Raw genomic sequence first — 6,938 nt, 5'->3', positions numbered from 1 at the left:
CCGCGTCGGTGTCCGGGGTTCCGCCGTGCCGCGTCGGTGTCCGGGGTTCCGCCGTGCCGCGTCGGTGTCCGGGGTTCCGCCGTGCCGCGTCGGTGACCAGCCGGCGAAGGAGCCGCCGCCTGGATTCGACGGCTTCGCTTAGGCTCTCACTAAGCCCGGCGTGGGTTGGTACCGTCGACTGCCGGAGCTTCACCACGCCGCACCGGTGACCAGCCGGCCAGAGAGCCACCGCCCTGGAGTCGATGGCCTCGGTCGTGCTCTCACTGAGCCGTACGCGGGTAGGACCGCCGGCTGCCGAAGCCGTACCCGATGGCGCTGCGGCGCAGGTGCCGGATGCCGTCGGCGCGTTCGGCTCGCCGGACCCGAAACTACCGGCCCGGCAGATGGCGTGAGTGATGCCGCGCCGACGGCACTCGTGGCGGCGTACTCAGAAAGGTGGCGGGTCGTCGGCAGGCGTGCGCCATGCTGCACTCGCGGGAAGGCTGCGGCCATGGCTCACGTCGCCGCTGCCGTTGCTGCTGCCGGTGCCGCTTTCGGTGTCGGTGTCGGTGTGGGCGTCGCGGTTGGGATCGTGCGCGGTGATGGGTCCGCGGGCGGGTGGGACGGTGGTGTGGCGGTGGCCGGTGGGGGTGGTGAGGGTGATGGAGCCGTCGGGGTGGCTGGTGGTGGTCCAGCCCCAGGTGGGGGTGTCTTTGATGACGTGGTGGTATTCGCAGTACGGCGCGAGGCCGGTGAGGGTGGTGGTGCCGGACTGTGCGAAGGGGGTGGTGTGGTCGCGGTCGCAGTCGCGGGAGGTGCGGTTGCAGCCGGGCCAGGCGCAGACGGGGTGGCGGGCGAGCAGGGTTTCGGTGACCAACGCACCGGGGTCGTGGCGGGTGGTGGCGGCTTCCAGCACGATGCCGTTGACCGGGTCGGTCAGCAGCCGCCGCCAGGTGCCGTCTTCGGCGATGCGGCGGGCCATCTCGGCGGGGATGGGGCCGTAGCCGGTCAGTTCGGCGGGGTGGTTGTCGACGCCGAGCAGGGTCGAGGCGGGGATGATGACTTCGATGTGGGGTCGGCGGCGGTGCTGGTCGGGTAGGCGTCTCCCGAGCCAGTCGAGTCCGTTGCGGAGGATGTGTTCGAACAGGTCGGCGGTCACGTCGGCGCGGCGCTGTTCGGCGGTTCGGGTGTCCTTGCCCGGTTCGGTGGCGGCGTCGGTGTGGGGTTGTTCGGCGGCGGCGTCGTTGGCTTGTGTATCGGTGGGGTCGCCGTGGTGGTGTGGCGTGGGCGGGGCGTGGTTGAGCGCGCCGTCGTCTTGGCCGGCGGTGGCGGTGGCGGTGGCGGTGTGTGGGTCGGGTCTGGCGGCGGTGGGTGCCGGCCGGCCCGGGGTGGATCCGCTGGCTGCATGGGCCGTCGCGTTGGTGGCGTCGGTGGTGTGCGTGGGCGGGGTGCCGTGGGGTGCGGTGGTCGAGGGGCCGTCGCTGGTGGTCTTCGCGTGGGTGGTGTCGGTCGCGGCCGCGGCGTTGGCCGCGGTGTCGTCCCGGTTGGTGTCCGGGGTGGTGTTGGGGGTGGTGTTAGGGGTGGCGGGATCCACAGTGGCCCGATTGCAGGTGGCGGAGTTGTGGCTGGCGTCGCCGTTGCCGGAGGGGTCGTTGGTGGTCGACCCCGGGGTGGTGGAGTCGTTGTGCGTGGAGTCGTTGGCAAGCGGCTCGCTGGTGGCGGCGTCTGCGGTGGCCGGGGTGCTGGGGGCGCGGGTGCTGGCTGCGGAGCCGTTGTGCGTGGAGTCGTTGGCAACCGGCTCGCTGGTGGCGGCGTCTGCGGTGGCCGGGGTGCTGGGGGCGCGGGTGCTGGCTGCGGAGCCGTTGTGCGTGGAGTCGTTGGCAAGCGGCTCGCTGGTGGCGGCGTCTGCGGTGGCCGGGGTGCTGGGGGCGCGGGTGGTGGCTGCGGAGCCGCTGCTGGTGGAGCTCTTGGTGGCGGGCTCGCCGGTGGTGGGGTCGCCGGCGGTGGGTGAATCGGTGGTGGTGGGGGTGCCGCGTTTGGCGAGGGTGGCCATGGCTTGGATGGTGACCCAGATTTGCTGGATTTTGTCGGCGGTGTGGACGATCCACAGCCCGGCCATCCCGTTCGGGAGCGGGACGATTTTGCAGGTGCGGTCGGCGACGGCGGCGCGGTGGTTGTCGGTGTCCTCGCGGGTGGTGTGTTTGGCGACCTGGCGGCGCAGGGATTCGAGCAGGTTGCGGTGGGTCTGCTGCGGGGCGCGTTTCAGCACGTGGGCCTCGACGGCGTGGGCGGCGTCGTCGGGCAGGTCGGCGGTGGCTTCGGAGATGGCCAGGGCCTTGCCCCATGTCAGCGCGCCGCACTTCAAGGCGGTGTGGGTGGCGCGCAGGGTGGAGGTGAGGCGCAGGGCGGTGGTCACCTTGCGGGCGATGGTTTCCTTGGTGACCCCCAGCGCCAACGCGAGTTCGGCGTGCCAGGAGCGTTCGGGGTCGATCGGGCGGCCTTTGGTGTCGAGCTGGGTGGGGCGCGGGGCTTCGGTGTGTTCGGCTTGGCGTTGCCGGTAGAACGACGCCATCGCCTCGGCCTTGAGGGCCTCGGCCCAGCCGGCCATCCGGGTCGCGGCCTTGAGCAGTTCGATCAGCGCGATCGGGGACATCGCCCGGGGGCGGGTGTCTTCCAGTGCGGTGGCGAGGGCGCCGCCGGGCGGCAGGCACAGCCAGGCCGGGGCGCCCAGGCCCAGCAGGGCGCGTTCGGCCTCGTCCTGCTCCACGCCGTGCCATTCCTGCCAGTCCAAGTCATCGACACGGGAGGAGCGGGTCGCGACCAGCGGCACATCCAGTTCGACATCCCAGTCGTCCGGCTCCGGGATGAACTGAGGATCAGAGGGGAGGTCGAGGTCGGCGAGGCAGAGCAGGTCATCGGGGACGTAGTCCGGCGGATAACCGTCGTCCAGCGGACGGGAGTGCCAGGCCTTGCAGTGTGCGCAGCAGGCTGTCCGGGTGGGCGCAGAAACCGTGGGCGCGATCGCGGCGGCGGGGACCTGGTGGTCGCCGCCGGGCTGGGTGATCGCGAGCCCTCTCATGCATCTATATTAGAATATGTGTTCGATCAATCCAAGTCGACGGTCTGGTGTTGTGGATGGGGGAATCCGTTGCTGGGGAGCGATTCGGCGAGGAGATTGCTAATGGCAACTATGGGCGAGACTGGCGGGAAGTCGGTCGGCGGCGTCGAGGAGCGGAGAACGTACCGGCGAGCCGGAGGCCGGTGCCGGAGATCGGTGCCAGGGGGCTCGTGCCGGAGGCTGGTGCTGGAGATCGGTGCCAGGGGCCTGGTGCCGGAGGCTGGTGCTGGAGATCGGTGCCGGAGGCTGGTGCCGACCCTGAAGTCACTGCCCGGTGCTCGAAGATGTACGCGTGATCTGGTGGGCGAGAGCGCGGACGGTTTCGGCGGTGGCGATGGCGTCGCTGCGGGCGTTGCCGTGGCGGCCGTCGGAGCTGTAGAGGGCTGGGTCGGTGGAGAGGGGATGGTCGGTGAGGTTGATGTGGATGGTGCCGAGCTTCTCAGCCAGGGCGGCGGTGCGTTCGGACAACATTCGCATTCGTTGTCGGAGGCCCGGCCTGAGCCAGTCGGCGACGGCGGGGCTGTAGGAGATGTCGAACATGCCTAGCGTCATCACGTCGGCTCCGGCGTCCTGTAGCCCAGTGATCATGGTTGTGAGCTCGCGATCGACGCGGTCCGGATCGTAGGTGGCCGGGAAGGCATCGTTACCCCCGCCGACGACCAGCGCGAGATCGGGGCCGAAGGCAACCGCCGGCTCGAGCTGCGTGGCGAGGATCTCGCGCGTACGCAAGCCGCTCACGCCGAGGTTGAGATAAGCGAGCGGTCGTACGGCGCGAAGCTCAGCAGCAATCCGGTCTGCCCATTGGAGATCGCTGTAGCCCTCGAGTGGTTCACACAAGCCCTCCGCGACACTGTCACCGAGTACGACAAACCGACGCCAAGGATGATCGGCCAGCAGTCGAAGGCTTTCACCCGGTGCAAGGCAATGAGGATCGGTCGCCTCGTTCACGCGGCCTCCACAGGGGTTGCATCGAGGACCTTGCCCGGACCACGGCGTACGAGCGGGAAGACGCTGACGAGAAGGCACACGACACCCGACAGGACGAGTGACGGCATCAGGCCGAAGCCGCTCACCAGTTCACCGGCGAGTAGGGCACCGAGCGGGAGTCCGGCGAACGACGACGCCGCGACGACGCCGATGACTCGGGCCTGAAGGTCCTTCGGGACGTGTTCGTAGAGGGCCGCGCCGAACACCGGATTGATCGCAGCCATTCCGATCCCGGACAGGAACGTCACCACCATCACCAGGATCAGATGGTCGCTGAGTCCCAGGACGAGCAGTCGGGGACTCCCGCCGATCAGGGCCCCCAGGGCGAAGGTGAGGTAGCGCGGCACTTTGGTGGCGACGACGGCGAACCCGATGCTGCCCAGCAGTGCGCCGGCGGAGAATGCGCCGAGGGTCAGGCCGAGCCCGGCTGCGGACCCGAGTTCGTCCTTCACCCACAGGGGGATGAAGACCGCTGTACTCGCGCTGGTGAACACGTTGAGCGTAGACGTGGTGATCAGCATGGTGGCGAGCAACGCGTCGCGGCGTACGAAGGCGAAGCCACCCATCAGGGATCGGAAGTACTTCTCGCGCACCGCCGTAGAGATCGTGACCGGCGGGTGGACGAACGCGGCAACGAGCACACCGCAGATCACGAATGTCACCGCGTCGATCCACAGCACCGACGCGGCGTCCGTCCAGTAGATCAGCAATCCCGCCAGGGGCGCGCCGAGCAACGTCGCACCGCGGGCGAACGCTTCGTGCAGCGAGGTGATCCGGATGAGCTCGACCTCGGCGGCCTCCGCCATCGGCCGGACGAGGAGGTCCTTCGATCGGTCCGCGGCACCACGCAGCGCACCCGCGACGGCGACCAGCAGCAGGAGCGCGACGAATCCGAGCCGGGTGGTCGCAGCGATTGCGGCCACTGCGACCGCGCTGGTGACGTTGGCGAGGATGGACGTACGGCGCGGACCGAGGCTGTCGATGACGGGTCCGGCCATGACGCTAGCCACGATGTACGGCACCATCTCGACCGCAGCCACCAGACCCATCCGCGCCGCGCTGCCGGTGGTGACCAGCACCAGCCATGGGATCGCAACCATCGAGATCCGGCTGCCGACCGCGGACAACACATCCGCGACGAACAGCACCACGAGTCCGCGTCGAGGCGTCATGGCTGCGGGTGCAATTCTCGGTAGAGCTTGCGGAGGGCAACTTTGTCGACCTTGGCGATCCGGGTCAGCGGCAGCTCATCGACGAAATCGATAGCCGCAGGACTCCACATGTCATTCAAGGTGTCGGTGACCAGCTGCTGGAGCTCCTCGGCAGGAACAGCCTGTCGGGTGACGACGAAGGCGTGGACCGCTTCACCGACCACAGGATCAGGTACGCCGATGACAGCGGCGGTGCGGACGGCCGGATGGGTGCCCAGAACGTCTTCTATTGGCCGGCAGAAGATGGCCCAGTTGCGCCGCGTGGTGACGATCATGTCGTGCACCCGGTCGACCAGGAACAGGTATCCGTCCTTGTCGACGTAGCCGAGATCGCGTGTCCGCAGCCACCCGTCGACCAACGTCTCCGCGGTCAGTTCCGGCTTGCCGAGGTACCCCGCGAACGTCAACTTGCTCCGCACCCACACCTCCCCGGTCTGCCCAGGCGGAAGGACCTCGCCCGAGGAGTCGCGGATCTCCAGCCGCACATCGCCGTACGGCGTACCTGCGGAAGCCAACCGCTCTGGATGCAAAGGGTCCTCGGTCAAGCCCGGCAAGGCGGTGACGACAACAGCCTCGCTCAGCCCGTAGACGATCCGCAGCACCGGCCCGAAGCGCTCGATCCCTTGCCGAAGCCGCGCTGGTGTGGCCGGACCAGCGCCAACGTTCAACATGAAAAGACTGCTGCAGTCGTACGACGAACCGCCGGGATGATCGAGCAGTTCGTAGAGCATCGGCGGCGTGACGTACGTCGAGGTGATCCGCTCGGACGACACGATCCGGTAGAACTCCTCCGGCGACCAGGTGTCGGTGAGAAACAGCACGCCCCCGGTGAACAGGTTGAAGAAGCTGGTGATCTGCCCACTCGCCAGCCACAGCGGCGAACTCGAGTAATGCCGCAACAGTGGGAACCCATGAGCGACGAACGCCTCGGCCAGCGCGAGGATCTGCTCGTAGAAGCTCTGCGTGTGGTGCACCAGCTTCGGATCGCCGGTCGTCCCACTCGTCTGCAGCACCGAATCCGGCTCCGGCGCCGAGGGATCGATCTTGTACGGCGCCGGGTCCACCGGGCCAAGCGTCAGTTGGGTCAGGGAAATCGCCCGCATCGGCTCAAGCGACGCGGCGAGCTCCCGCCCAAGCTCAATCGTCCCGTCGTACACGAGAGCGTCCGCATCCGACAGTACGGCGAAGCGGTCGATCTCGCGGCGGGACGTGATCGGCGCACACCACAGCACGCGGCAACCGTGCAGATGCAGAGCCAGCTGGAGCGCCGGCGCATCGAAGCAGTTCGCCGCCATCACCAGCACCTTGGCGCCCGGCCGGATCCCGGCATCCCGGGCCGCGGCGGCGATCCGGAGCACGTCATCGACCAGTTCGCCGTACGTCGCAGTCCGGTCGCCGCGGACCAAGGCCGGCCGGTCCGCGAAATCGTTGAACCGCGTCAGTGCGGGCACCACATAATTGCTGCTGTTTTCGGGCAGGGCGAATTCAAGCGGCATTTCGTCAATTCCCCTCGACTCCGGCCACCCCCAGCCGTGGGCGTGACTCTACTGGATGCGCGGGGCGCTGGAAAGAGGCTGGAATCCGATCTATCGTCGCTCTGTGGAGTCGGGCGATCACTCCTCTTTGCAGGTGAAGGAATACCC

General features: G+C 68.5%; 5 protein-coding genes. 1 reads left to right on the top strand and 4 read right to left on the bottom strand.

Annotated features, from left to right (window positions below; genetic code table 11):
* The first annotated feature begins 242 nt into the window (after positions 1-242).
* The gene (locus tag EV646_RS38870; protein WP_158290963.1) at positions 243-392 is read left to right on the top strand and encodes a hypothetical protein; all 150 of its coding nucleotides are present in this window, start codon (positions 243-245) and stop codon (positions 390-392) included.
* 35 nt (positions 393-427) lie between these two features.
* Here EV646_RS38870 and EV646_RS15300 read toward each other — a convergent pair whose 3' ends face one another.
* From EV646_RS15300 to EV646_RS15285, 4 genes are all read right to left on the bottom strand, one after another.
* Positions 428-3,058, bottom strand: a complete 2,631-nt coding sequence (locus EV646_RS15300; RefSeq protein ID WP_132148877.1) for an HNH endonuclease signature motif containing protein — start codon at positions 3,056-3,058, stop codon at positions 428-430.
* 303 nt (positions 3,059-3,361) lie between these two features.
* Positions 3,362-4,045, bottom strand: coding sequence for an SGNH/GDSL hydrolase family protein (locus EV646_RS15295; protein ID WP_132148875.1), 684 nt, complete (start codon positions 4,043-4,045; stop codon positions 3,362-3,364).
* The gene (locus tag EV646_RS15290; protein ID WP_132148873.1) at positions 4,042-5,256 is read right to left on the bottom strand and encodes an MFS transporter; all 1,215 of its coding nucleotides are present in this window, start codon (positions 5,254-5,256) and stop codon (positions 4,042-4,044) included. The genes EV646_RS15295 and EV646_RS15290 overlap by 4 nt, the downstream gene beginning before the upstream one ends.
* The gene (locus EV646_RS15285; protein WP_132148871.1) at positions 5,253-6,791 is read right to left on the bottom strand and encodes an AMP-binding protein; all 1,539 of its coding nucleotides are present in this window, start codon (positions 6,789-6,791) and stop codon (positions 5,253-5,255) included. Before EV646_RS15285 ends, EV646_RS15290 begins: the two co-directional genes overlap by 4 nt.
* Between the last annotated feature and the right edge of the window lie 147 nt (positions 6,792-6,938).

The sequence above is a fragment of the Kribbella antiqua genome, from assembly GCF_004345665.1.
Lineage (GTDB): Bacteria > Actinomycetota > Actinomycetes > Propionibacteriales > Kribbellaceae > Kribbella > Kribbella antiqua.
This window is presented reverse-complemented; position numbering and strand designations above follow the sequence as displayed.

Excerpts from the sequence above, each read along its gene's own strand:
- EV646_RS38870 (WP_158290963.1), top strand. The coding sequence starts at position 243 with ATGGCCTCGGTCGTGCTCTCACTGAGCCGTACGCGGGTAGGACCGCCG.
- EV646_RS15300 (WP_132148877.1), bottom strand. The coding sequence starts at position 3,058 with ATGAGAGGGCTCGCGATCACCCAGCCCGGCGGCGACCACCAGGTCCCC.
- EV646_RS15290 (WP_132148873.1), bottom strand. The coding sequence starts at position 5,256 with ATGACGCCTCGACGCGGACTCGTGGTGCTGTTCGTCGCGGATGTGTTG.
- EV646_RS15285 (WP_132148871.1), bottom strand. The coding sequence starts at position 6,791 with ATGCCGCTTGAATTCGCCCTGCCCGAAAACAGCAGCAATTATGTGGTG.